23 protein-coding genes are annotated in these 22,830 nt (G+C 50.5%); all 23 read left to right on the top strand.

Annotated elements, in window-relative coordinates; translation table 11 throughout:
- Positions 1–66: 66 nt before the first annotated feature.
- The 23 genes from tkt (at position 67) to AB0A83_RS03715 (ending at position 22,826) form a co-directional block, all read left to right on the top strand.
- Positions 67–2,076 carry a transketolase gene (tkt, locus tag AB0A83_RS03605; protein WP_150046805.1) on the top strand — a complete coding sequence of 670 codons (2,010 nt, stop codon included), beginning with the start codon at positions 67–69 and terminating at the stop codon, positions 2,074–2,076.
- Between the two features lie 67 nt (positions 2,077–2,143).
- The gene (locus AB0A83_RS03610; protein ID WP_367155419.1) at positions 2,144–2,779 is read left to right on the top strand and encodes a hypothetical protein; all 636 of its coding nucleotides are present in this window, start codon (positions 2,144–2,146) and stop codon (positions 2,777–2,779) included.
- 277 nt (positions 2,780–3,056) lie between these two features.
- Positions 3,057–4,052 (top strand): transaldolase, encoded by a 996-nt coding sequence (locus AB0A83_RS03615; protein WP_150046807.1) that lies wholly within the window; start codon positions 3,057–3,059, stop codon positions 4,050–4,052.
- Positions 4,053–4,164: 112 nt separating this feature from the next.
- Positions 4,165–5,244, top strand: coding sequence for a class II fructose-bisphosphate aldolase (fbaA, locus tag AB0A83_RS03620; RefSeq protein ID WP_150046809.1), 1,080 nt, complete (start codon positions 4,165–4,167; stop codon positions 5,242–5,244).
- 259 nt (positions 5,245–5,503) lie between these two features.
- Complete coding sequence (locus AB0A83_RS03625) at positions 5,504–6,031, top strand: flagellar basal body-associated FliL family protein (protein ID WP_150046811.1); 528 nt, start codon at positions 5,504–5,506, stop codon at positions 6,029–6,031.
- On the top strand, positions 6,032–7,012 hold the full coding sequence (fliM, locus tag AB0A83_RS03630; RefSeq protein WP_367155420.1) for a flagellar motor switch protein FliM: 981 nt from the start codon (positions 6,032–6,034) through the stop codon (positions 7,010–7,012).
- 22 nt (positions 7,013–7,034) lie between these two features.
- The gene (gene fliN, locus AB0A83_RS03635) at positions 7,035–7,475 is read left to right on the top strand and encodes a flagellar motor switch protein FliN (RefSeq protein ID WP_150046815.1); all 441 of its coding nucleotides are present in this window, start codon (positions 7,035–7,037) and stop codon (positions 7,473–7,475) included.
- Entirely contained in the window at positions 7,475–7,918 is a 444-nt protein-coding gene (gene fliO, locus AB0A83_RS03640) for a flagellar biosynthetic protein FliO (RefSeq protein WP_150046817.1), read from the top strand. The genes fliN and fliO overlap by 1 nt, the downstream gene beginning before the upstream one ends.
- Positions 7,911–8,663, top strand: a complete 753-nt coding sequence (gene fliP, locus AB0A83_RS03645) for a flagellar type III secretion system pore protein FliP (RefSeq protein ID WP_150046819.1) — start codon at positions 7,911–7,913, stop codon at positions 8,661–8,663. The genes fliO and fliP overlap by 8 nt, the downstream gene beginning before the upstream one ends.
- Before the next feature lie 12 nt (positions 8,664–8,675).
- On the top strand, positions 8,676–8,945 hold the full coding sequence (fliQ, locus tag AB0A83_RS03650; protein WP_150046821.1) for a flagellar biosynthesis protein FliQ: 270 nt from the start codon (positions 8,676–8,678) through the stop codon (positions 8,943–8,945).
- A complete protein-coding gene (gene fliR / locus AB0A83_RS03655; protein ID WP_150046823.1) occupies positions 8,942–9,718 on the top strand; it encodes a flagellar biosynthetic protein FliR in 777 nt (258 codons plus the stop codon). Before fliQ ends, fliR begins: the two co-directional genes overlap by 4 nt.
- Positions 9,719–10,843: a flagellar biosynthesis protein FlhB gene (flhB, locus tag AB0A83_RS03660; protein ID WP_150046825.1), complete on the top strand. Its 1,125-nt coding sequence runs from the start codon at positions 9,719–9,721 to the stop codon at positions 10,841–10,843.
- A gap of 12 nt (positions 10,844–10,855) precedes the next feature.
- Positions 10,856–12,961 carry a flagellar biosynthesis protein FlhA gene (flhA, locus tag AB0A83_RS03665; protein ID WP_367155422.1) on the top strand — a complete coding sequence of 702 codons (2,106 nt, stop codon included), beginning with the start codon at positions 10,856–10,858 and terminating at the stop codon, positions 12,959–12,961.
- Between the two features lie 19 nt (positions 12,962–12,980).
- The gene (flhF, locus tag AB0A83_RS03670; protein ID WP_367155424.1) at positions 12,981–14,390 is read left to right on the top strand and encodes a flagellar biosynthesis protein FlhF; all 1,410 of its coding nucleotides are present in this window, start codon (positions 12,981–12,983) and stop codon (positions 14,388–14,390) included.
- A 31-nt stretch (positions 14,391–14,421) separates the two neighbouring features.
- Positions 14,422–15,255, top strand: a complete 834-nt coding sequence (locus tag AB0A83_RS03675) for a MinD/ParA family protein (protein WP_197737411.1) — start codon at positions 14,422–14,424, stop codon at positions 15,253–15,255.
- The gene (locus tag AB0A83_RS03680) at positions 15,252–15,998 is read left to right on the top strand and encodes an RNA polymerase sigma factor FliA (RefSeq protein ID WP_367155426.1); all 747 of its coding nucleotides are present in this window, start codon (positions 15,252–15,254) and stop codon (positions 15,996–15,998) included. The genes AB0A83_RS03675 and AB0A83_RS03680 overlap by 4 nt, the downstream gene beginning before the upstream one ends.
- Positions 15,999–16,090: 92 nt before the next feature.
- Positions 16,091–16,477 carry a chemotaxis response regulator CheY gene (cheY, locus tag AB0A83_RS03685; RefSeq protein ID WP_150046832.1) on the top strand — a complete coding sequence of 129 codons (387 nt, stop codon included), beginning with the start codon at positions 16,091–16,093 and terminating at the stop codon, positions 16,475–16,477.
- A 32-nt stretch (positions 16,478–16,509) separates the two neighbouring features.
- Positions 16,510–17,220 carry a protein phosphatase CheZ gene (locus AB0A83_RS03690; RefSeq protein ID WP_232056764.1) on the top strand — a complete coding sequence of 237 codons (711 nt, stop codon included), beginning with the start codon at positions 16,510–16,512 and terminating at the stop codon, positions 17,218–17,220.
- A gap of 10 nt (positions 17,221–17,230) precedes the next feature.
- Positions 17,231–19,429, top strand: coding sequence for a chemotaxis protein CheA (locus AB0A83_RS03695; protein WP_150046834.1), 2,199 nt, complete (start codon positions 17,231–17,233; stop codon positions 19,427–19,429).
- Between the two features lie 209 nt (positions 19,430–19,638).
- Positions 19,639–20,385 carry a flagellar motor protein gene (locus tag AB0A83_RS03700; protein ID WP_150046836.1) on the top strand — a complete coding sequence of 249 codons (747 nt, stop codon included), beginning with the start codon at positions 19,639–19,641 and terminating at the stop codon, positions 20,383–20,385.
- A 10-nt stretch (positions 20,386–20,395) separates the two neighbouring features.
- Positions 20,396–21,256 (top strand): flagellar motor protein MotD, encoded by an 861-nt coding sequence (motD, locus tag AB0A83_RS03705; RefSeq protein ID WP_150046838.1) that lies wholly within the window; start codon positions 20,396–20,398, stop codon positions 21,254–21,256.
- A gap of 14 nt (positions 21,257–21,270) precedes the next feature.
- On the top strand, positions 21,271–22,074 hold the full coding sequence (locus AB0A83_RS03710; RefSeq protein ID WP_367155427.1) for a ParA family protein: 804 nt from the start codon (positions 21,271–21,273) through the stop codon (positions 22,072–22,074).
- The gene (locus AB0A83_RS03715) at positions 22,071–22,826 is read left to right on the top strand and encodes a chemotaxis protein CheW (RefSeq protein ID WP_150046842.1); all 756 of its coding nucleotides are present in this window, start codon (positions 22,071–22,073) and stop codon (positions 22,824–22,826) included. Before AB0A83_RS03710 ends, AB0A83_RS03715 begins: the two co-directional genes overlap by 4 nt.
- Positions 22,827–22,830 lie beyond the last annotated feature (4 nt).

Raw genomic sequence — 22,830 nt, forward strand, 5'->3', positions numbered from 1 at the left:
GCCTCAGCTATCGCGGTGTTTGCATGTCAAACATCGAGCCAAAAGAATAAATAACAGGAGACCCACATGCCTTCGCGCCGAGAATTAGCGAACGCCATCCGCGCACTCAGCATGGACGCCGTGCAAAAAGCCAACTCCGGACACCCTGGAGCCCCGATGGGGATGGCGGACATCGCAGAAGTCCTATGGAACGACTATTTAAAACACAACCCGACTAACCCGAAATGGGCCGACCGCGACCGCTTCATCCTGTCGAACGGCCACGGCTCCATGCTGATCTACTCCTTGCTGCACTTGGCCGGCTACAATCTGCCGATCGAAGAATTGCAAAAATTCCGCCAACTGCACTCCAAAACCCCGGGACATCCGGAGTACGGCTACACCGACGGCGTCGAAACCACCACCGGTCCTTTGGGACAAGGCATCACCAACGCCGTGGGCTTTGCTCTGGCCGAGCGTACCCTGGCCGGCCAATTCAACCGTCCGGGCCACGACATCGTCGACCATTACACCTACGTGTTCCTGGGCGACGGCTGCTTGATGGAAGGCATCTCGCACGAAGCCTGCTCTTTGGCCGGCTCGATGAAACTGGGCAAACTGATCGCCTTCTACGACGACAACAACATCTCCATCGACGGCGAAGTGCGCGGCCACGGCAACGTAGCCGGCTGGTTCCACGACGACACCCCGAAACGCTTCGAAGCCTACGGCTGGCACGTCATCCCCAAAGTCGACGGCCACGATCCGGATGCGGTGAAAAAAGCCATCGAAGAAGCGCGCAGCGTCAAGGACAAACCGTCGATCATCTGCTGCCAAACCATCATCGGCTTTGGTTCGCCCAACAAACAAGGCAAAGAAGAATGCCACGGCGCCGCCTTAGGCGAAGCCGAAGTCGCCGCTACCCGCGAACAACTGGGTTGGCCGCATCCGGCGTTTGAAATCCCGGCCGACATCTACGCCGGATGGGACGCCAAAGCCAAAGGCGACCGTCTGGAAAGCGCCTGGAACGACAAATTCGCCGCTTACCAAGCCGCGCATCCGGACTTGGCCGCCGAATTCCAACGCCGCATGGCGGGCGACCTGCCGGCCGACTGGGCGGAAAAATCGGCGGAATTCGTGGCGGCGGTCGACGCCAAAGCCGAAACCATCGCCAGCCGCAAAGCCTCGCAAAACACCCTGAACGGCTTTGGCCCGTTGCTGCCGGAACTGTTGGGCGGTTCCGCCGACCTGGCCGGCTCCAACCTGACCCTGTGGTCCGGCTGCAAAGACGTCTGCGCCGAAGGCTACAACGGCAACTACGTCTACTACGGCGTGCGTGAATTCGGCATGAGCGCCATCATGAACGGCCTGACCCTGCACGGTGGCTTCAAACCGTACGGCGCCACCTTCCTGATGTTCTCGGAATACGCCCGCAACGCCCTGCGCATGTCGGCCCTGATGAAAGCGCCGAGCATCTTCGTTTACACCCACGACTCCATCGGTCTGGGCGAAGACGGCCCTACCCACCAGCCGGTCGAGCAAACCGCCACCTTACGCATGATACCCAACATGCAGGTCTGGCGGCCTTGCGATGCGGTCGAGTCGGCAGTCAGCTGGAAAGCGGCTATCGAACGTAAAGACGGCCCTAGCATCTTGATCTTCTCGCGTCAAAACCTGCCGCACATGACACGCAACGCCGGGCAAATCGCCGACATCGCCAAAGGCGGTTACGTGTTGCGCGGGGAAGGCAGGCCGGACGCGATCATCATCGCCACGGGCTCCGAAGTTGAATTGGCGGTCAAAGCCGCCGAAGCGTTGGCAGCGAAAGGCAAAAACATCCGCGTGGTGTCCATGCCGTCCACCAACGTATTCGAAGCCCAAGATCAGGCTTACAAAGACAGCGTATTGCCGCCTAGCGTCAGCGCGCGGGTGGTCGTGGAAGCGGGGGTCAGCGACGGCTGGTGGAAATACGCGGGCAGCCATGGCAAAATCGTCGGGCTGGATCGTTTCGGCGAATCGGCGCCAGCCGGCCAGCTCTTCAAAGAGTTCGGCTTCACTGTCGATAACGTCGTCGCCAACGTCGAGGCTGTGCTTTAACCCAAAGAACTAATGAGCCTAGTTCGTCTAGGCTCGAACGGTTTTAACGAATCATTAGGTGAAAAACGTGAAAAGAGAACAAGTATTAACAGGCGTTATGGCGGCTTTGGTGTTGGCTAGCCCTCTGGCTTTAGCTGAGTCCGATTATCCGGCGGCGGATTTTCAGCCGAAAGTAGTCTATTCGGATCCTAATTACAAAGCCGAGGCGCCGCAGCCGGCGGCTGCGGCGCCAGCCGTGGAAAACGATCCAAACTTCCCGGCGGCCAATTATCAACCTAAAGTGCTGTTTAACGATCCCGGCTACAAGCATAGTTCGGTTGCCCCTGTTGCTCCGGGTGCCAGCCGCCCGGCAGCTGCTGTCGCTTCGTCTGCGAGTGCCGAGGTCGAAGCTAGTGCTCCGGCAAAATCCGGTTCTTCGGATACCACTTTGTTCGGCTTGATCGCAGTTGCCGCAGTTGCCGGCTATTTCTTAATGAATAAAAAAGGTGGTAGTAGTACTGCCGGTGCGGCGGATTATTCAGTAGCGAATGAAGGTGCTACAGGCGTTGAAAAATATCTGGAAAAAATGGGTGCCAATAAAACCGGTGTTGCTAAATATCTGGAAAAACAAACCGAAGTGCCGGCTACCGGCGTATCCAGATACATGGCCAAACAAGTGGTCAAAGACAGAGAGGCCGCGGCTGCTAAAAGGGATAACGGTTAATTCCTATAAGGGTTTTACCCACGCATGACTACTGAGTAATGCAAGATATGTGGGCTTCCGTAATTCTTTAACATGCATTAATCAATATCGCCACTCATGTACTTTAAAGTATCTTGATGCTTGAAGCCGCAGACAGTGGCGATACTGTTCCAATAATAATAAATCTCGCGGCATACTGATTGCCGTCATTTAATGCGTAGTTAGAGTGATTGCGCTTTATGGAATCACATTCTCATCATCAGGGAAACAAATCAATCTAAATAACGAGGATACTCCTATGGCAAAAAATTTACTTGAGCAACTAAGAGAAATGACGGTCGTGGTTGCTGATACCGGCGATATCCAGGCTATCGAAACCTTTAAGCCGCGCGACGCTACCACCAATCCGTCTCTGATCACCGCGGCCGCGCAAATGCCCCAATACCAAGAGATCGTAGACGATACCTTGAAGGGCGCACGCGCCACCTTAGGTGCAGCGGCTTCTGCGGCTCAAGTGGTATCGTTGGCGTTCGATCGCTTGGCGGTCTCTTTCGGTTTGAAAATTCTGGAAATCATCGAAGGTCGGGTTTCTACCGAAGTCGATGCCCGTTTGTCTTTCGACGTAGAGGGCACTATTGCCAAAGGCCGCGATTTGATCAAGCAATACGAAGCCGCAGGCGTTTCTAAAGAACGCGTTTTGATCAAAATAGCGGCAACTTGGGAAGGGATCCAAGCGGCCTCCGTGTTGGAAAAAGAAGGAATTCATTGCAACTTGACCTTGTTGTTCGGCATGCATCAAGCTATCGCTTGTGCGGAAAACGGTATTACGCTGATATCGCCTTTCGTTGGCCGCATATTGGATTGGTATAAAAAAGACACCGGCCGTGATTCATACCCGCCTCAAGAAGACCCGGGCGTAGTGTCGGTTACCGACGTTTATAACTACTACAAAAAATTCGGCTATAAAACCGAAGTAATGGGTGCCAGCTTCCGAAACATTGGAGAAATTACCGAATTGGCCGGTTGCGACTTATTAACTATCGCTCCGTCTCTATTGGCCGAGTTGCAATCCGTTGAAGGCGAACTGCCGCGCAAGTTGGACCCCGCTAAATCTATGGATGCGGATATTGAGAAAATTAGTGTCGACAAAGATACTTTTGACCGCATGCACGAAGAAAATCGCATGGCTAAAGAAAAGCTTGCCGAAGGTATAGACGGTTTTGCAAAAGCTTTGGAAACTCTGGAAAAATTGTTGGCAGACCGCTTGGTCGCTTTGGAAGCATTGGCGGCTTAAAACCGTATCGCCAATGCTATTGCGCGCGAAATTCGATTCGCGCGCAGCAATTTAATAATAAGGCCGCCGAATCGAGTACGCGGCCTTAGTTTGTTTTTAACAGGAATATTAGATGTCTCAAAAAATTTTAGATGTAGTTAAACCGGGCGTCGTAACCGGGGACGATGTACAAAAAGTTTTTGCAGTTTGCAAAGCTAATAACTTTGCGCTGCCGGCGGTTAACGTGATTAGCACCGACACCATTAACGCGGTATTGGAGGCGGCGGCAAAAGCCCGCTCGGCCGTAATTATCCAGTTTTCAAACGGTGGAGCAGCATTTGTAGCGGGTAAAGGCTTGAAATTGGAAGGACAAGGTTGCTCCATTGCCGGTGCGATTTCAGGAGCTCACCATGTACATGCAATGGCGGAACTCTACGGTGTGCCAGTTATTTTGCACACCGACCACGCAGCGAAAAAATTGTTGCCTTGGGTAGACGGTATGCTGGACGCCGGCGAAAAACATTTTGCGGCTACCGGCAAACCTTTATTCAGTTCGCATATGCTGGATCTTTCGGAAGAGAGTCTGCAAGAAAATATCGAAATTTGTGCCAAGTATTTGGAACGCATGAATAAAATGGGTATGACCCTGGAAATCGAACTGGGCTGTACCGGCGGCGAAGAAGATGGGGTGGATAACAGCGGCATGGATCATTCGGCGTTGTATACCCAACCGGAAGATGTGGCCTATGCCTACGAGCATTTGAGCAAAATCAGTCCTAATTTCACGATTGCGGCTTCCTTCGGGAACGTACATGGCGTGTATTCTCCCGGTAACGTCAAGCTGACTCCGAAAATTCTGGATAACTCGCAAAAGTATGTGTCCGAAAAATTCGGCTTGCCCGATAAGTCCTTAACTTTCGTGTTCCACGGTGGCTCAGGCTCGTCACCGGAAGAAATCAGAGAGTCAATTAGCTACGGTGTAGTGAAAATGAACATCGACACCGATACGCAATGGGCAAGTTGGGAAGGTGTGATGAATTACTACAAGAAAAACGAAGGCTATTTGCAAGGGCAAATCGGTAATCCGGAAGGTGCCGACAAGCCGAACAAAAAATACTATGATCCGCGTGTATGGCAACGTGCCGGTCAAGTCGGTATGGCGACTAGGTTGGAGCAGGCTTTCCAAGATTTAAACGCTACAAATTCGCTTTAAGCCTTCTTTTCCTGCGGCATTCGCAAGTAAATGTGAGTGCCGCTCCCCTTCTTTGACGCGCCGAGTTTTTGACGCGCGTTAACCCTGACCCGGCGTTATTTCTGTTGGTGCGACAGATGACAATAGGCCGCTTGCTGCCTACACTTCTATAGCCGGCCGATTTCTAGTAAAAATTCACTAAAAGTAAGTCGAGACTAGGCGGGTAGTTGTCCGAATACAGTGGCTCAATTCGTGCTTAAACACATTCACAAGGTAAGTTATGGCGGAAAAGACTTCTAAAGAAGGTGAAACCAAGTCTTCGAAAAAGTGGTTGATCATTATCGTGCTGATCATTTTGCTTTTAGGAGGTGGCGGTGCCGGTTATTACTTTCTGGTATTAAACAAAGCCGATGAGGTATCGAAGGAGCATAAAAGCGATCAACAGGAAAAGGCGGCAAAACCGGAAGAGGCTGAGCACCCGGTAGTTGAGCCGGACGTTTATTATGAAATGTCCAGTCCGTTACTTGTGAATTATCCTGCCGGTTCAAGCGCGCGGATCATTAAAATATCGGTATCGATTCAGGCTAAAGGCGACGCCAGTGTAGAAGCCTTGAAAAAACATGAGCCTATGATTAGGAATAATTTGTTGATGGCGATTAGTGCCATAGGCGCCGATAAGGCGAAAACCTTAGAAGGCAAAAAAGAGCTGCAAGCGTCGATGCTTAGCGAGGTTGGCAAGGTGCTTGAAAAGATGGCTGGCAAAAACAGCGTCAAAGACGTGTATTTCACCGAATTTGTGATGCAGTAAATGTCTACCGCGGATTTACTTTCACAAGACGAAATCGATGCGCTATTGCATGGCGTCGACGACGGCGATATCGATACCGGATTCGAAGATGAGGAACTCAGTAAGGCAATAAGGACTTATGACTTTACCAGTCAGGAACGTATCGTGCGCGGCAGGATGCCGACGCTGGAAATGGTGAACGAGCGGTTTGCTCGTTATTTTCGAATTTCGTTATTCAATTTTTTACGTAGAGTCGCCGAAATCTCTGTTTCCGGGATTCAAGTACAAAAATTTTCGGAATTTATCCAAAGTTTGTTTGTTCCGACCAATTTGAACGTCATCAGAATGTCGCCGCTACGCGGCAGAGCGTTGATCGTCATGGAACCTCGATTGGTTTTTACCGCGGTGGACAACTTTTTCGGAGGCGGCGGCCAATTCTATAACAAAGTAGAAGGAAGGGAATTTACTCCGACTGAGATGCGTATCATTCGATTGATCATCGACATGATATTCAAAGATTTGACCGAAGCATGGAAGCCGGTTATGGATATGGATTTCGGATATATCAATTCGGAGGTCAATCCGCAATTCGCCAATATCGTCAGCCCGTCGGAAATTGTGGTGATTTCGACGATACACGTCGAATTAGAGGGCGGCGGTGGCGATATCAACGTAGCCATGCCTTACACCATGATAGAGCCCATCCGGGAACTGCTTGATGCGGTGACGAGCGACAGGGGCGAGGTCGATGGTCGTTGGCAAGAGTCGTTGCGCGCTGAAGTAATGCGTAGCGAGGTGACGCTGAATAGCAATTTAATAGAAAAGGAAATGTTGATCAGCGAAATTATCGAATTGAAGAAAGGTGATGTCATTCCCATAGAAATGCCCGAAACTGTGGTGTTGGAAGTGGAATGCGTCCCTATCTTCAGAGGAAAGCTTGGTTTGTCGGACGGCAATTATGCAGTTGAAATAATTGAGAAGATGTCGCTTGATAACCTGTAACGAATAAGACGAGGCGAGTGATATGGGCGAAAACGATGAAATGGGCGATGATTGGGCTGCTGCCATGAATGAACAAGCCCAGGCCGAAGCGGATTGGGGTGATGCTCTAAAAGAACAAAGTGCGGCAGGCAAGAATCCGGGTTACGAAGCGGCCGAGTTTCCGCATCTTAGCGAAACCAAGACTAAGCCGATAGGCGGCGACGAAGTTAGATTAGACGTGATTTTGGACGTGCCGGTAACCGTATCGTTGGAGATAGGGCGGACAAAAATCAACATTCGCAACCTTTTGCAATTGAATCAAGGTTCGGTAGTGGAGTTGGACCGCTTCGCCGGCGAACCTATGGACGTGTTAGTGAATGGAACCTTGGTCGCACACGGCGAAGTCGTCGTCGTAAACGATAAATTCGGAATTCGGTTGACCGACATTATTAGTCCGTCCGAACGCGTGAGAAAGTTAGGCTGATGCCTATTCTAAGAGCGCTTGTCTGCATTGCGGTCACTCTGATCTATGTTGACGGTCATGCCGGCGTCGGTGGGGCGGATGAGGCGCATCATTCCGTGTTGAGCTTGGCCACGGTCGGCCAATGGTTGGTGTCGTTATTGCTGGTGCTGGCTATCTTTGCCGGCTTGGTTTGGCTGTTAAGGCGTAGCGGAACTCTGACGCGTAGCGAAAAAGGGCAATTGTCCGTCATCGCCGGACTTTCAATCGGTATGCGGGAAAGACTGGTGTTAGTCCGGGTTGGGGACAAACAATTGCTATTGGGTGTTACGCCGGGGCGTATCGACAAGTTATTGGAATTGGACGGCGATGCTCGCTTGTTTGTGGGGGATCCAATCGCAGGAGCGGACGGCGAAACGTTCGCCGATAAATTGCAACGCTTAATTCAGGCCAAGAACCATGCGTAAGCTTTATTGCTTGGGGGCATGCGTCGGATTATGGTTGTTAGGCTTGGCTGAGGTTCAAGCGGCGCCCCCGGGAATCGAGGCGATTACCGTGACTAGCAATGCGAAGGGCGGTGAAACCTACACGGTTACCATCCAGATCTTGGCCATTATGACGATGCTGACCTTGCTGCCGGCATTGCTACTGACCATGACGTCTTTCACGCGCATCATGATAGTGCTTGGTTTGTTGCGTCAGGCGATAGGTACCCAGCAAGCGCCGAGCAATCAAGTATTGTTGGGCTTATCGTTGTTTTTGACCGCATTTATCATGATGCCGGTTCTGGACAAGGTCAACGACACCGCGATTCAGCCCTATCTGGAAGAGAAAATCGATATTACAACGGCCATTGCTAATGCCTCTGAGCCCTTTAAGCAATTTATGCTCCGGCAAACCCGGGAAACGGATATCGACATGTTTGTCAGGATTTCCGGGCGGGAGAGCATCGATAAGCCGGAAGAGGTACCTTTTTCGATCTTGGTCCCGGCCTACGTGACCAGCGAGCTTAAAACCGGTTTTCAAATCGGTTTTTTAATTTTTTTGCCGTTCCTGGTGATAGACATGGTGGTTGCCAGCGTATTGATGTCTATGGGCATGATGATGCTTTCGCCAATGATCGTATCGTTACCCTTTAAGTTGATGCTGTTCGTGTTGGCGGACGGTTGGTCGCTGGTGCTGGAAATGCTAGCGGCAAGTTTTTACGTTTAATCGGCTAAAACCATGGTTCCGGAAACGATTTCGGTCATTGCCCAAGAAACGGTATGGATATCGGTGAAGTTAATGGGGCCGGTGTTGTTGTCTTCTCTAGCGGTGGGGCTACTCGTCTCCATGTTCCAGGCGGCTACGTCGATTCAGGAACAAACCCTAACCTTCATCCCGAAATTGGCCACCATCATTATCGTGCTGATGATAGCCGGACCGGGCATGCTGCAAATGCTGATCGATTACTTTCAAGATTTGATGCGCGAAATACCGCATATCATAGGATGAACTTCAGCGAAGACCAGCTCATCGCTTACCTTGTCGCGTTTTTCTGGCCATTTTTACGCATCAGTTCGATGTTTTTGTCGATGCCCGTGATTAGCGTCAATACGGTGCCGGCAAAATTAAAAGTGTTTTTGAGCTTGTTGATTACCATGACCCTTTATCCGGTGTTACCCCAAATGCCGGACATTCCGCCGTTCAGCGCGGCCGGCTGGATGGTGACCGTACAGCAATTGCTCATAGGTCTAGCGACCGGCTTTATTTTACAAATGGTGTTTTCCATCATGTTGTTTGCCGGACAGTCGATAGCCTACAGCATGGGATTAGGCTTTGCCTCGTTGGTCGATCCGACAACCGGCGTGCAAACGCCGGTGATCGCCCAATTGTTCATCATTGCTTCCAGTTTGACTTTTTTGGCGGTAGACGGGCATTTGCTGTTGATAGAAATGTTGGCGCAAAGCTTTTATACCTTGCCTGTTGCCGTTTCCGGTCTGCAAACGGACGATTTATGGCGCATGATCAGTTGGAGTTCGCAAATTTTCGCCGGCGGTTTGCTGTTGGCACTGCCGGTCATCTCGACGTTGTTGTTCGTCAACATTTGTTTTGGGATTGCCTCTAAAGCGGCCCCGCAACTGCAATTGTTCGGGGTCGGCTTTCCTATCACGATATTGTTGGGTATGGCATTGGTTTGGATAGGTATCGTAGAGATGCTGGACGCCTTTACCGACATGCTGCAGCAAGGCTTTAAATTGGTCGGCGAATTGTTGAGGCTGTCTTAGATGGCGGACGATTCCGACGACAAAACCGAAGACCCTACCGGTAAGCGAATCTCCGAATCGCGTAAGAAAGGCCAGGTTCCCCGTTCCAAGGAATTGAACACTTTTGTGACCTTGATGGTTAGTGCCGCCCTGTTTTTTTATACCGGCGGCTATATGACGCAAAACTTGTTGGAAATGCTAAGACGCCACCTTTATGTGCCGCGGGAGAGAATTTTCGACCCGGCCATATCCGTCGCTTATTTCAAGCAGGCATTCGAAACCGGATTCTCGATTGTGGCGCCGTTTATGCTTGTATTGCTGGTGGCCGATTTATTGACGCCATTGATGATGGGAGGCTGGAATTTTAGCTCGGAGGCGTTCGAACCCAAGTTTTCCAAATTAAATCCTTTACAGGGCATAAAAAAAATTTTCGGGATTCAAGGTGTCGTAGAGCTGGTCAAGGCCATACTCAAGGTCGTGTTAATCGGCTTCGTTGCATGGAATTTGTTTAAGTTAAACATTGACTATTTCATGAGCTTGAGCCAACAAAATTTAGAAGCCGCGCTAACCCAGGTGGGTAACAAAATCGTGTTTGCAGTGCTGATTTTGAGCGCGACCTTTCTGCTGTTAGTGATGCTGGACGTGCCTTATCAGTTATGGAATCACCAGCGCCAGCTGAAGATGACCAAGCAAGAAGTCAAAGACGAAGCCAAAGACGCCGAAGGAAATCCGGAAATCAAAGGCAAGATTCGTCAATTGCAGATGCAGGCAGCCCAGCGGCGAATGATGGAAGCTGTCCCGAAGGCGGATGTGGTGGTAACCAATCCGACTCATTTCGCCGTCGCATTGCAATACGACCAGCACGGGCCCGGTGCTCCGGTGTTGGTCGCTAAAGGTACGGATTTGATTGCCGCGCAAATACGCAATATAGCCTTGGAGCACAAGGTGACCTTAGTGGCCGCGCCGCAACTGGCCAGAGCTTTGTATTATTCCACCGAGTTGAATCAGCAAATTCCGCGCGGCTTGTTTCTGGCAGTGGCTCAAGTGTTGGCCTACGTGTTTCAACTGCGGGCGGCCGCCAAACAGGGCTGGACTAAGCCGGCTCCGCCCAGCGACGTGCAAGTGCCCGACGAATTTAGAACCTAAACGCAAGCAGTCATGGATTTCGCCAAATTATTTGCTACCGTCAAATCGCTGACCGGCATGGGCTTGGGGGCTCCGCTGGTTATCATCATGCTTTTGGCGCTGTTGGTGCTGCCGTTGCCGGCATTTTTGCTGGATTTGTTCTTTACCTTCAATATTGCTTTTTCCCTCATCATCTTACTAGTGGTGATATACACCCTGAAACCGCTGGAATTCGCTTCGTTTCCCAGCGTGATTTTGGTGGCAACCCTGCTGCGCTTGTCCTTGAACGTTGCTTCTACCCGGGTGGTATTGATCAAAGGACACGAAGGGGGCGATGCGGCCGGCAAGGTGATCGAAGCATTCGGGTCGTTCGTGATTGGCGGAAATTTCGCGGTAGGCGTGGTGGTATTCGCGATCTTGGTGATTATCAACTTTGTGGTAGTGACCAAGGGGGCCGGCCGGGTGGCCGAAGTGAGTGCCCGTTTTACCTTGGACGCCATGCCCGGCAAGCAAATGGCGATAGACGCCGATTTAAACTCGGGTTTAATCAATCAAGACGAGGCGAGAGCGCGTAGGGAAGAAGTCGCAGCCGAAGCCGATTTTTACGGTTCCATGGACGGTGCCAGCAAATTCGTGCGCGGCGACGCCGTGGCCGGCATCATCATTTTGTTCGTCAACGTCATCGGCGGTTTGGCGATCGGCGTCGGCCAACACGACATGAGTTTTGCGGATGCGGCAAACCGTTACGTATTGCTGACTATCGGTGACGGTTTGGTGGCGCAGATTCCCGCCTTGTTGTTATCGGTCGCGTCGGCGATGGTCGTCACGCGCGTCAGGGGAAGTAAGCAGGATTTAGGGCAGCAAGTATCGTCGCAATTGTTCGAAGATCCTAGGACCCTGATTGTTACCGCGGTGGTCATGGGTCTGCTCGGCATCATCCCCGGCATGCCTAATGTCGTGTTTATTTTGTTGGCCTCGGTGCTGGGTGGTGCGGCGTATTTGTTGGACAAGCGGCGCAAACGCGAAGAAGAAAAGGCGTTGGAAATGGAGCGGATGCTGATTCCGCAGCAGCAGTTGGCCAAAGCGGAAATCAAGGAATTGAGCTGGGACGATGTCATGCCGGTCGACACGATAGGCTTGGAAGTCGGTTATCGCTTGATTCCCTTGGTGGACAGGAATCAGGGCGGGCAGTTGATGACCCGTATCAAAGGGGTTCGAAAAAAACTGTCGCAAGAATTGGGTTTTTTAATTCCGTCCGTGCATATTCGCGATAATCTGGATTTGTCGCCGACCGCTTACCGAATTTCGTTGATGGGGGTTACCGTAGGCGAGGCGGACATCATGCCGGAAAAGGAAATGGCCATCAATCCAGGACGAGTATTCGGCAATTTGCAGGGTGTGGCCTGTAAGGATCCGGCGTTCGGCTTGGATGCGGTATGGATTGAAGTCGCACAAAAAGATCATGCGCAAACCTTAGGTTATACCGTCGTCGATCCGGGCACCGTCGTGGCTACGCACTTGAGCCATATCTTGCAAAATAATGCGCACGAACTGTTCGGCTACGAGGAGGCTCAGCAATTACTGGATAACTTGGCGAAAGTAGCGCCGAAGTTGGTCGAGGATCTGGTCCCTAAGACCTTGCCGCTCGGTTTAATGGTCAAGGTCTTGCAGAATTTGCTGCAGGAGAGAGTGCCGATAAGAGACATTCGTTCCATCGCCGAAACTTTGGCGGAGTACGGGGTCAAGAGTCAAGATCCGGACGTGTTGACGTCCGCCGTGAGGTCGTCCTTAGGGCGGTCAATTGTCCATGAAATCAATGGAGTACAAGCGGAAATTCCGGTAATAACTTTAGAGCCGGGGCTGGAACAAATATTGCATAAGTCATTGCAGACGGCGGGCGAAGGCGGCGCCGGGCTGGAGCCCGGATTGGCCGAACAAATGCACCAATCTTTGGAAGAAAGTGCGCAACGGATGGAATTGGAAGGTCAAGCGGCAGTGCTGCTGGTTTCTTCGTTCATCCGGCCTTGGTTGGCTCGTTTCGTCCGTCATTCGATTCCAGGCTTGCACGTGTTGGCGTACAACGAGATCCCGCAAGATAGGCAAATTCGCGTGGTGTCTACGGTTGGACAGCGCGGTTAACGATTAACGAGGTTAAGCGATGAAAATTAAACGCTTTTTTGCAACAGATATTCGCCAAGCCATGCGCATGGTCAAAGAAGAGCTGGGTGCGGATGCCGTGATTATGTCCAACCGCTCGGTGGACGGCGGCGTCGAAATTGTGGCGGCTCGGGATTTCGACGAACAAGTCATCCAAAAAAATCTAAAGCAACAGCAGGAACAGGAAGCGGCGGCCAGACGGCAAAAAAAACACGATTTGCCCGAGTTCTCAGGGGAGAACAAGCCGATACACGTGCTGAGCAGCGCTCGCAAGAAAGGCAATGAAACGGAAAGTCCGATCCGGCGCAACATGGACCAGTACTTGGGCTATGCGGAAAAGGTGCAGTTAGGCAATGTGAATGCGCAAAAAATTGCCGATAAAATGAAAGCGGCGGATAAGCCCGCCTGGGCATTGGGTGCCGAAAGCGCGCATAAGCCGCAACCGCACGAGCCTGCAAACCCGGCAGCGCTAAACAATCTGGCTCAAGATAAGTTTTTCGAAGAAATGCGCCGTGAAATGAAGGATATGCGGGCTTTGTTGGATGCCAAGCTGTCGAATATTTCGCAACTGCCGCTACCCGACGCCCAGCCCTTGCGCGGCGAATTGTTGGAAAAGCTGAGCGATTGCGGCTTTTCCAAAACATTGGCTACCAAAGTCGCCAATCGATTGGGTGGCCACCAAAAATTCGAACAGGCTTGGGCCAAGTCGCAAGAGATGTTGGCCAGAGCGATGCCGATTGCGGAAGACCGGTTGCTGGAGCAGGGCGGCATAGCGGCTTTGGTCGGTTCTACCGGAGTCGGAAAAACTACTACGATTGCGAAGCTGGCGGCGCAATATATTTTGAAGCACGGTTCCAGGCAAATTGCTTTGATCACTACGGATAATTACCGTATCGGTGCTCACGAGCAAATCAATACGTATGGAAAAATTCTGGATATTCCGGTGCGTATCGCCGGCGATGCCGAGGAATTGTGCCAACACGTCCAAGATTTTAGCGACAAGCGTTTAATACTTATCGATACCGCCGGTATGAGTCAGCGCGATTTGCGCCTGGCCGAGCAAATCAAAACTTTGCGGCACGGCGACTTACCGATTCGTTCCTACTTAGTCATGTCGGCTAATACTCAATATAAAGCGGCTCTGGAAATTATCGATGCATTTAGTATGCTGGAGCCGCAAGCAACTATACTTACCAAGTTCGACGAAGCGGTTTGCAGGGCCTCAGCGCTCTCCGCGCTCATCGAAAGGCGTATGCCTTTATCGTATATAACCGACGGGCAACAAGTACCTGAAGACATTTATATGCCGGAAGCCGAAGCTTTGATACAGCATTGTATGACGTTGGACGATGAGCACTCCGACATGGATGATCTGGACCAAGAGCGTTGGTTGGCGGAAGGCCATGCGTAAGTCGTCGGATCAAGCAGCGGGAATACGAAACATGAGACAGATGAAACCGGTTCGGGTAATAGCGGTCACCAGTGGTAAAGGTGGCGTTGGCAAAACCAATTTGTCGGTCAACATCGGCGTGGCTTTGGCCAAATCGGGCCGGCAAGTGGCGATATTGGACGCCGATATGGGCTTAGCCAACGTCGATATTTTGTTGGGCATGTTTCCGGAGTTCAACCTGTCCCACGTGTTGAGCGGCGAAAAAACCTTGAAGCAAATCATGATGCTGGGACCGGCCGGATTGAAAATTATTCCGGCCTCTTCCGGCGTGCAACGCATGTCGGAATTGAGCAGTGCCGAACAGGCCGGCTTGATCAGAGCGTTCAGCGAGATCGATAAAGAGCTGGATATCCTGATCGTCGATACCGCAGCCGGCATTTCCGCCAGTGTGGTGAATTTTGCCAGGGCGTCGCAGGAAATTATTGTCGTGGTGTGCGACGAACCGACTTCGTTGGCCGACGCCTATGCCTATATCAAGTTGCTCAACCGCGATTACGGATTGAATAGTTTTCACATCATTACCAACATGGTGCAATCGGCCGAACACGGCCAAGCACTGTTCAGCAAGTTAAGCAAGGTAACCGACCGTTATCTGGATGTAGCCTTACATTACGTCGGGGCGGTGCCTATGGACGATTACCTGAAAAAATCGGTTCAGAAGCAAACGCCGGTAGTCGAGGCGTTTCCGCAAAGCAAGTCGGCTTTAGCCATTAAAAATTTGGCGAGAAAAATCGATCATTGGCCTATCAAGCCTAAAGCCGGCGGTTATCTGGAATTTTTCGTCGAACGCATGATTCAGTACAGTACCCAAGAGGATGTTGCATGAGCGGAGCGGCAATGTATGCTGCTGTGCAAGCGGGTGGAGCCAATGATTGGGTCATCCAGCATGCACCGTTAGTCAAGCGCATTGCCTACCATTTGATGGGGCGTTTACCCGACACCGTACAAATCGAAGATTTAATTCAGGCCGGCATGTTGGGGCTTTTAGAAGCGGTTAAGCAATACGATGCCAGCCAGGGCGCCAGTTTCGAAACCTATGCCGGCATCCGCATCCGCGGAGCCATGCTGGACGAATTACGTCGCGCAGATTGGACGCCTCGCTCGGTACATAAAAAAGCGCGTATGGCGGCCGAAGCTATACGCAATGTGGAAAATCGCCTGGGAAGAGACGCTAACGAAACCGAAGTCGCGGCACAAATGGGCGTATCGCTTGAGGAATACCGGCATATTCTGCAGGATACCGCGGCGTGTAAGACCTTTAGCGTGGAAGAGCTGGTTCAAGGAGAAGATAGCGTTATTGATGAAATCCATACTCAGCATCATCCCGAGCAGCAATTTATAGAGCAAAGTTTTCAACAGGCACTTGCCAACGCGATCGCAGATTTGCCGGAAAGAGAGCGCTTGGTTATTTCGTTGTATTACGATGAAGAATTGAATTTGCGCGAGATTGGGCAAGTGTTGGAAGTCAGCGAATCCAGAGTGAGCCAAATCTGTAGTCAGGCATTATTGCGTCTTAGGGCTAGGCTTGCAGATTGGCTGGAAGGAAATGATAATGGCGGCCGCATTTAAACCATAGTAATTATTGGTTTTTTAGGATAATTGCATTGGTTTTCAGACCTTTTCGACTTAATTTGACGACGTAATCTGGGTGGAGATTTTCCTTGGATAAAAACATGAAAATTCTGATTGTCGACGACTTTTCGACAATGCGGAGAATTGTGAAGAACTTATTGAAAGACCTTGGGTTTACCAACACGGTAGAAGCGGACGACGGTAAAACCGCGATACCGATTTTGGAAAAAGGCGGCATCGACTTTTTGATTACCGATTGGAACATGCCGGGTATGACCGGAATCGATTTGTTGAAGGCCGTTCGGGCTAATCCTCATTTGGCGAACTTACCGGTTTTGATGGTGACTGCGGAAGCCAAGCGCGAGCAGATCATCATGGCTGCGCAAGCCGGGGTGAACGGATACGTCATTAAACCGTTCACGGCGGCTACGCTTAAGGAAAAAATCGAAAAAATCTTTGAACGCATTGAAGGTTGAAAGTAGTGGATTCGAATACAACGAGCGATCTTTTGGACTTAGCCAAAAATTTGGTGGCAGCACTGGAGGCGAAAGACCAAACAATGGCGGACGAATTGCTGGACGAATTAGCCGGGCTCAGGGAAACTCAACTGTTTAAAGAGTTGGGGCGTTTGACGCGCCAGTTGCACGATACCATGATCAGTTTCAATTTGGATGCAAAGTTCGCCGTGATGACGGAGCAAGATATTCCCGATGCTAAAGAACGTTTGCATTATGTCATTGCGATGACCGAGCAGGCAGCCAATCAAACGTTAACTGCCGTTGAGAATTTGCTGCCGATTTCTCAAGAACTCAACGATCAAGTCGATCTTTTGTCGGGAAAATGGTCGCGTTTTTTGGATAGAGAAATGCCTTTGGAGGAATTTAAAGCCATGTCCGGCGAGATTTCCCGGCATTTTAAAAAATCCAAAGGCGAGTTGGAACAGGTTCAAGCCGGTTTGAACGACATTCTGATGGCACAAGGGTTTCAAGATATTACCGGTCAAATCATCCGTAAAGTGATAGAACTGGTTCAGGAGCTGGAAAGCAGTATGGTCAAACTGATCAGTATTTCGGGCAAACGCAAGTTCGAAAAAGGAGCGATAGAGGACGCCCAGCATGCACCGCCGGGCCCCGTCGTACCGGGTATCGACGACAGACAGGGCGACGTTGCCACCAGTCAAGTCGACGTGGACGATTTATTGTCTAGCCTGGGATTCTGAGGGGAACGGCATGGCTATCGATCTTGACGACGAAATCTTGCAGGACTTTTTGGTTGAAGCTGGTGAAATTCTCGATCAGTTGGGCGAACAATTGGTCGAATTGGAACAGTCGCCTAACGACCCTGAATTGCTAAATGCGATTTTTCGAGGATTTCATACCGTAAAAGGTGGTGCAGGTTTTTTGGCGATTCACGAATTGGTAGAAATTTGTCATACCGCCGAGGATGTTTTTAACGTATTGCGGCAAGGTGAGCGTGCGGTTTCGGCAGATTTAATGGACGTCATCCTTCAAACGTTGGATGTGGTTAACGAAATGTTCGGAGAGGTACGCGCCGGACGCGATCCTCAGCCCGCACCGCCTAAATTGATGGGGCGATTGAAGCTATATTCCACTCCGGACGGTGGTAACGGAGTGCCGAACGAACCGGCTGCCGTTACCGCGGAACAAGAATCGGTGCAGCAGGTAAAGTCTGGTTCCGCACAAGATATTGTCGTGCAAGAGTTCGAGTCCATGCTGAACATGGATGAGCTGGGGGACGGTGAGGAGCCGGGCGACGCCGGCGACGAAATTACCGAACAGGAATTTGAAGACTTACTGGACGCATTACATGGAAAAGGCGGTTCGCCAACCATCAAGCAGCCAGCCGCAGAACCGAAACCGCCGATCGGCGACGAGATTAGCGAAGACGAATTCGAAGAGTTATTGGACGAGTTGCACGGCAAAGGAAAATTTAAAGCGCCAAGCCAAGCTGGTCCTCAAATTGCCGATGCCGGAGAAATCACCGAGCAGGAATTTGACGACCTCATGGATCAATTGCACGGCAAAGGAAAGTTCGACGTGCGAAACTTGCCCTCCTTGCCTGCAAGCCCAAAAACACCGGAGCCGCCGAAATCGGAACCTACGGTAGCCGCTCGGAAACCCGAGCCTATTGCGCCTGCTGTCGCCGAGTCCGATTCGGAGCCGCTTGTAAGACCGGCTTCCAAAGCGGGAGCCTTGGAAAGTCCGGGCGATAAGTCAAAAGTCCCGGCGCAGCAGACTGACACAACCGTAAGGGTTGATACGCAAATTCTCGACGACATTATGAACATGGTCGGCGAGTTAGTGCTGGTTAGAAATCGTTTTCAAACGCTCAAAGCCAGCGCGGAAGCCAATGAGCAATTATCTAAGGCCATTTCAAACCTGGATGTAGTCACCGCGGATTTGCAGTTGGCGGTTATGAAAACCCGCATGCAACCGATCAAAAAAGTATTCGGACGATTTCCTCGCGTCGTTCGCGATTTGGCAAGAAGTTTGAAAAAGGAAATACGCCTGGAATTGGTGGGGGAAGAAACCGATTTAGATAAAAACTTGGTGGAGGCCTTAGCCGATCCCTTGGTGCATCTGGTCAGAAATGCGGTAGACCATGGTATAGAGATGCCGGAAGAGCGCTTGGCGAAAGGCAAGCCGCGGGAAGGGGTGGTGGTGTTGAAAGCCTCTCAGGAAGGCGACCATATCGAGCTATCCATTCGCGACGATGGTACAGGAATGAATCCCGATGTGTTGCGCGCCAAGGTAGTGGAAAAAGGCCTAATGGATGAAGAGTCGGCTGCCAGATTGGACGATAAGGAATGTTTTAACCTGATATTTCTACCCGGTTTTTCTACCAAATCGGAAATTTCCGACGTTTCCGGCCGCGGCGTTGGCATGGACGTGGTTAAGACCAGGATTGCGCAGATGAACGGCGTCGTCGAAATCGATTCCGTAGAAGGCAAGGGCAGCAACATTATTATCAAAGTCCCGCTGACCCTGGCCATTATGCCCACTTTGATGGTGAAGCTGGGGGCGCAAGCATTTGCGTTGCCGTTGGCGAATGTGTTGGAGATTTTGGATTTGGACCTGACCAAGACCAATAAAGTCGACAATCAACTGGTAGTGATGGTTAGAAATCGTGCCTTGCCGTTGTTTTACTTGAGCGAATGGCTGGTGAACGACCCTTATTACACCGTGAATAAAAAAGTGACCAGCAGTCATGTAGTGGTTGTTAATGCCGGCGGCAGACAAGTGGGGTTCGTGGTCGATCAATTGATAGGGCAGGAAGAAGTTGTGATTAAGGCTCTTGGCGCAAAACTACACGGCTTGGATGGTTTAGCCGGAGCGACCATTACCGGGGACGGCAAAATAGCATTAATTTTGGATGTTCCGGGCCTGATGAAACGATATGCAGGTTAACCTGGATTTCTCTTGATAGATAAAAGAAAAGCCGGATAACCTCAATGGGTTTGGCGCAGTGTCGCGTCGATAAAGTCGGGGGGATTGAAGCGGGTAATCTAAAGCAACTCGAGTTTCAGCACGTTTTAGCGCCGGTGCGAGTCAGTGCGATAAAGAGGTCGTGAACAGTTAGCGGTCAAAACTTTTACCAGCTTCAAATAGTTGATTGAATGGATATATTAAGCATTATTGGTGTTCTGGTCGGGTTTTCCGCCATCATTGGTGGAAATATGATGGCGGGCGGCCATGTGGATTCATTGATCAACCTCCACGCTTTCGTGATCGTGGTTGGCGGTACATTGGGAGCTACTCTGTTGCAATTTCCGCCTAAAGTGTTTTTGCGTTGTTTACGTATCTCAATCTGGGTCATTAGGCCGGAAAATTTTCAATTGAATCGGCAGATCGAGAAAATCGTGCGTTGGAGTACTATGGCCAGAAAAGAGGGCCTATTGGGTTTGGAATCCTTGATTGAAACCGAACGGGATCTATTTGCCAAAAAAGGCTTGCAACTTTTAGTAGACGGTAACGAGCCGGACGTGATCCGTGATTGTTTGGAGGTCGAACTAACGACCAGAGAGCATTTGGACATGCAAGCGGCACGGGTATTCGATGCTATGGGCGGCTATTCGCCGACTATCGGTATTATCGGTGCAGTTATTGGTTTAATTCACGTGATGCAAAACTTGGCAAAGCCGGAATTACTCGGCAGCGGAATAGCCACTGCATTCGTTGCCACTATCTATGGGGTGGGCTTGGCGAACTTATTGTTTATTCCCATCGCTAACAAACTAAAAGCCCACATTTTCAGGGCGTCTCAAGCTCGGGAAATGGTGATCGAAGGCGTTTCTTCAATCGCAGAAGGCGAGAATCCCCGAAATATAGAACTGAAATTATCCGGTTTTATGTTGGAAAAATAACGCTCGTACCATGGCCAGACGCAGAAGAAAAATGATAGAGGAGGCGGAGCATCACGAACGCTGGATGGTGTCTTATGCGGATTTTATTACCCTACTGTTCGCGTTTTTTGTCGTGATGTATTCGATATCCTCTGTTAACAAAGGGAAGTACGAGACGTTTTCCGAGTCGTTGGATCAAGCCTTATTTCACAGTGAAAAAATCGTTAAGGAAGCCGAGCCGATAGAAATCGGGGTTATTCCCACCCGTGTACAGCCTATCGAGTTGCCGGATTTAATGACGGTTACGGAACAAGAGCATCAACTTAGCGAAGAAATAAAGCAGGAAAAGCAAAGGTTGGATGAAGTATCCGACGAGTTTCAGCGTGCATTGCAACCTTTTGTCGAAAGCCAATTAGTCGGCATAAACAAGCACGAATTTTGGGTTGAGTTGGAAATGAACAGCGAGTTGCTTTTTGCTAGCGGTAAAGCGGAGTTATCCGGCAAAGCTCTGCCCGTTTTGCAAAAAGTGGCTGAGGTTGTATTGGCGGTCCCCAATGTCATCAATGTAGAGGGCTATACCGACGATGTGCCTATATCGACAGGTTTGTACCCTTCGAATTGGGATTTATCCTCAGCCCGTGCTACTACGGTTGTGAAGGAGTTAGTCAAAAACGGTGTCCCGCCTGCTCGTTTATCAGCCGTTGGGTATGGAGAATTTCATCCTATTGCCGATAACAGTGTCGAAGAGGGGCGGTTCAAGAATCGGCGTGTTGTTTTGGTGTTGATGTCACAGGCTTTTGCGCGTTACGGAATGACAGACGAACAAAGAGCCAAGGCGCTGAACTTAAAATCGGAAACCGATCACTCTGAATCTGCCGGTAACGTGCGGTAAAAAGTGGCGTCATTATGAAAATTTGGTCAGTTTCCAATCAGAAAGGCGGGGTAGGAAAAACCACTACAGTGGTTACTTTAGGTGGTTTGTTGTCCGGATGGGGCTTTCGGACCCTATTGGTTGATTTAGACCCGCACGGCTCTCTGACCAGTTATTTCAAAATGAATCCCGATGAAGTCGAACAAGGCGTTTACAACTTATTTCGCGACGCGAGCGAAAAAAAGAAAAACGTTAATCCCGAAGTCTATTTGGCGTCTACCGAATTCGACGGATTGTCGGTTTTACCCGCATCGACCGCAATTGCTACTCTGGACAGGCAAGTCGCTCAAATGGGTGGAATGGGATTAGTGGTTGCAACGGCTCTCGGCAAGCTCAAAGACCGTTACGATTATGCGATCATTGATAGCCCCCCCATGCTCGGTGTGCTAATGATCAACGCGCTCGCCGCCTGCGATCATTTAATCATTCCGGTATTAGCCGAATTTTTGGCCTTGAAAGGGCTGGATAGAATGGTCCATACCATCAATATGGTTTTTCATTCTCGAAAAACGCTGCCTAAATTCACCATCGTTCCGACGATGTACGATAAACGAACCAGAGCGGCAAGAGACAGCTTGATAGGGTTGCATCAACAATATCCCGACAATGTCTGGAGTTCGGTAATCCCGGTAGATACCAAGGTACGAGAAGCCAGTAGAGTGGGGGTGCCTTTGTCTCTGTTCGATAAAAGTGCCAAGGCCGTAGAAGCCTATTCCGAATTATTGGAGCAATTGTTGTTGGAAAAAGGCGAAGACAAACTCGTGGCGAATAGATTATGACTCGCTCAAAGCCGCCTCAGCACATCGTTCAGCAACAATTGGCATTAGATGCCTATTTAACGACTTTATTGGAAGAAATTCCGGATGGCGACGCCGAGATAGGCCGCCAGCCGTTAAACGAGCGGCAGATTGCACAGCAGGGGGCGGAAACGCCGAAGAGGCAGACCGCTAAAGTTATCACTCAAACAATTGAATTGCCGCCGCAAGTAACGCGAGAGGCGCTTGACGATAAGCCTGCTGCCCATATTTTGCCGTCTAATCTGGTTGCATATCAGGCGCCGGCTAAGTTGCATCCCTTATCGGTAATGCCTTATTGGGCGCAGCACGAGTTTCAAGCGTTGTTTTTTAAAGTCGACAATTTGATATTGGCTACCCCGTTAACGGAATTGGCCAGAACCATCAAGATAGATAAAAAACCCGGCCAAATTCCCGGTCAACCCTCTTGGTTCATGGGGTTATTAGACGAGCAAGACAGCCGAATCGGCGTGTTGGACATGGGACAACTCATTTTCGGGAAATTACGCGGTAGTCAACGCGATCTGGAAAAGAATCCGTTCAAAAGTATTTTGATTACTCAAGATAAACGCTGGGGCTTGGCGTGCGACGAAGTTTTATCTATAGGAAGGGTAAGGCCGGATAAAGTACGATGGCGAACGAGTCGACAAAAAAAGCCTTGGCTGATCGGTACCGTGATCGAGGAATTGACGGCGATCATCGATTTACAGGCTTTGGTTCCGCAGCGCAGAAAATGATTTT

This window comes from Methylomonas sp. HYX-M1 (assembly GCF_040741385.1).
GTDB classification, from domain to species: Bacteria; Pseudomonadota; Gammaproteobacteria; order Methylococcales; family Methylomonadaceae; genus Methylomonas; species Methylomonas rhizoryzae.

What these genes read in the sequence shown, in the direction of transcription:
- tkt (WP_150046805.1), top strand. Translation starts at nt 67, where the DNA reads ATGCCTTCGCGCCGAGAATTAGCGAACGCCATCCGCGCACTCAGCATG.
- AB0A83_RS03700 (WP_150046836.1), top strand. Translation starts at nt 19,639, where the DNA reads ATGGATATATTAAGCATTATTGGTGTTCTGGTCGGGTTTTCCGCCATC.
- AB0A83_RS03675 (WP_197737411.1), top strand. Translation starts at nt 14,422, where the DNA reads ATGAGACAGATGAAACCGGTTCGGGTAATAGCGGTCACCAGTGGTAAA.
- flhB (WP_150046825.1), top strand. Translation starts at nt 9,719, where the DNA reads ATGGCGGACGATTCCGACGACAAAACCGAAGACCCTACCGGTAAGCGA.
- motD (WP_150046838.1), top strand. Translation starts at nt 20,396, where the DNA reads ATGGCCAGACGCAGAAGAAAAATGATAGAGGAGGCGGAGCATCACGAA.
- AB0A83_RS03715 (WP_150046842.1), top strand. Translation starts at nt 22,071, where the DNA reads ATGACTCGCTCAAAGCCGCCTCAGCACATCGTTCAGCAACAATTGGCA.
- fbaA (WP_150046809.1), top strand. Translation starts at nt 4,165, where the DNA reads ATGTCTCAAAAAATTTTAGATGTAGTTAAACCGGGCGTCGTAACCGGG.
- fliR (WP_150046823.1), top strand. Translation starts at nt 8,942, where the DNA reads ATGAACTTCAGCGAAGACCAGCTCATCGCTTACCTTGTCGCGTTTTTC.
- fliN (WP_150046815.1), top strand. Translation starts at nt 7,035, where the DNA reads ATGGGCGAAAACGATGAAATGGGCGATGATTGGGCTGCTGCCATGAAT.
- flhF (WP_367155424.1), top strand. Translation starts at nt 12,981, where the DNA reads ATGAAAATTAAACGCTTTTTTGCAACAGATATTCGCCAAGCCATGCGC.
- AB0A83_RS03680 (WP_367155426.1), top strand. Translation starts at nt 15,252, where the DNA reads ATGAGCGGAGCGGCAATGTATGCTGCTGTGCAAGCGGGTGGAGCCAAT.
- AB0A83_RS03615 (WP_150046807.1), top strand. Translation starts at nt 3,057, where the DNA reads ATGGCAAAAAATTTACTTGAGCAACTAAGAGAAATGACGGTCGTGGTT.
- fliM (WP_367155420.1), top strand. Translation starts at nt 6,032, where the DNA reads ATGTCTACCGCGGATTTACTTTCACAAGACGAAATCGATGCGCTATTG.
- fliO (WP_150046817.1), top strand. Translation starts at nt 7,475, where the DNA reads ATGCCTATTCTAAGAGCGCTTGTCTGCATTGCGGTCACTCTGATCTAT.
- AB0A83_RS03695 (WP_150046834.1), top strand. Translation starts at nt 17,231, where the DNA reads ATGGCTATCGATCTTGACGACGAAATCTTGCAGGACTTTTTGGTTGAA.
- AB0A83_RS03625 (WP_150046811.1), top strand. Translation starts at nt 5,504, where the DNA reads ATGGCGGAAAAGACTTCTAAAGAAGGTGAAACCAAGTCTTCGAAAAAG.
- fliP (WP_150046819.1), top strand. Translation starts at nt 7,911, where the DNA reads ATGCGTAAGCTTTATTGCTTGGGGGCATGCGTCGGATTATGGTTGTTA.
- fliQ (WP_150046821.1), top strand. Translation starts at nt 8,676, where the DNA reads ATGGTTCCGGAAACGATTTCGGTCATTGCCCAAGAAACGGTATGGATA.
- AB0A83_RS03710 (WP_367155427.1), top strand. Translation starts at nt 21,271, where the DNA reads ATGAAAATTTGGTCAGTTTCCAATCAGAAAGGCGGGGTAGGAAAAACC.
- flhA (WP_367155422.1), top strand. Translation starts at nt 10,856, where the DNA reads ATGGATTTCGCCAAATTATTTGCTACCGTCAAATCGCTGACCGGCATG.